The sequence below is a fragment of the Acinetobacter sp. CIP 53.82 genome (assembly GCF_000369465.1).
Lineage (GTDB): Bacteria > Pseudomonadota > Gammaproteobacteria > Pseudomonadales > Moraxellaceae > Acinetobacter > Acinetobacter indicus.
Genome location: NZ_KB850040.1, coordinates 1 through 1,727, shown reverse-complemented (window position 1 = coordinate 1,727; position 1,727 = coordinate 1). Strand labels below are relative to the sequence as shown.

1 protein-coding gene is annotated in these 1,727 nt (G+C 32.8%); it reads left to right on the top strand.

Annotated features, from left to right (window positions below):
* Window positions 1–115: 115 nt before the first annotated feature.
* Entirely contained in the window at window positions 116–1,021 is a 906-nt protein-coding gene (gene repM / locus F905_RS00160) for a replication initiation protein RepM (RefSeq protein ID WP_005174803.1), read from the top strand.
* The last annotated feature ends 706 nt before the right edge of the window (window positions 1,022–1,727 follow it).

The window sequence follows — 1,727 nt, the reverse complement described above, 5'->3', positions numbered from 1 at the left end:
CTAACTATTAGGGATTGACTACTAACTATTAGGGATTGACTACTAACTATTAGGGATTGTTTTATCTAATATATTAGTATAAATTATCTCTAATACTTAAAATGAATACAGAATTATGCAAAATGAATTAGTAGTGAAATCGAACCAAGTTATTGAGGCTAGTTATCGCCTATCTGTTGTTGAACAGCGTGTTGTTTTATCGGCTATCGCCAAGATACCTAAAATGTGTGAAGTATCAGATGATGAAATCTATACTGTCAGTATCCAAGACTTACAGGCTTTAGGGGTGCATGAGAAAACAGCTTATAGGGACTTAAAAGAAGCTGTAAACCGCTTGTATGAGCGTTCTATTAGCCTAGTTATTGATGAAAAACTGATAAAAATGCGTTGGGTTCAACGTATAGAGTTTACAGAAAATCAGAGTATTGTTGCTCTTAGGTTTTCTAAGGATATATTGCCATTTATATCCAATGTAAAAGCGAATTTCACTCAATATATGCTATCTGAAGTAGCAAAAATGCAGGGGGCATACTCTGTACGCATCTATGAGCTACTAACTCAATATAAATCTGCTGGGGAGCGTTCAATAGCCATAGATGATTTAAGAATAATGCTAGATTTAGGCTCAAGATATAAAACAACGGGGAATTTAATTGCTTGGGTTATAGACCCATCCATTAAAGAAATTAACGAACAATCAGATTTAAAAGTTACGGCAATACCTCAAAAAACAGGGCGTAAATTTACCCATATAAAATTTACGATTAAGCAGAAACAAAAACCTAAAACACTAGACCCTAAACGAGATCCAAACACACCCGACTTTTTTATCAAAATGACTGATGCACAGCGTCACTTATTCGCTAATAAAATGTCTGAAATGCCTGAAATGTCTAAGTATTCTCAAGGTACAGAAAGCTATCAGCAATTTGCTGTTCGTATCGCTGAAATGCTTTTACAGCCTGAAAAATTTAGAGAGCTTTACCCAATTTTAGAGAAAGCCGGATTTAGTCATGACTAAAAAATACGTCATATGTAATTTATTAAATTGACCGAATTGACAATTTTATTGCCAATTAAAAGAGCACAGATTATTTTACTTAATTTTCAATAACTTATACTATTTTTGTAACTTTTAACAGCACAACTTGGATTTTTATTAACAGCACAGGATATTTATCTATATATATTAACAATTTACATTCTTTTTTTTCATTTTTCGAGCACAGATAGGAGCACACCATATTTTCTATTAAATAACAATAACTTATAGCGTTTTTATCGTTTTTTTGAGCACAACCAAGAGCACACAAAATCAATAAATAAAATCAATAACTTATTTCAAAAAATGGGCTTTTTAGAGCACAGCTTTTTAATACACAAAATAATTAGCTAAAGCCTTACCACATAAGGGTTTGAGGGATGTCATCGTTAGATGCGTGGTGTGTGACAAAAAAATCCCGGCGTGTGCCGGATACTTGATTGGAAAATTGGCTAAAGTGACGTAGGGCCAGTGCTTGGTTTTGCATGGAAAAAAGTATTTATTTCTTGGTTTAGAAAAATGTAAAAAGATCAATTTTTTTGTCCAGGTTAAAAATTTCAACCTAAAATTTTAATTATGAAAAGCTTCACAGAAAGCGTTCAAATGCGATTTAAGAGCCTTTACCTAAAAAGCATAGATCTCATAGCGAAAAAAAGAAAACAGCTCAAAACGCAAATGAGAGCGA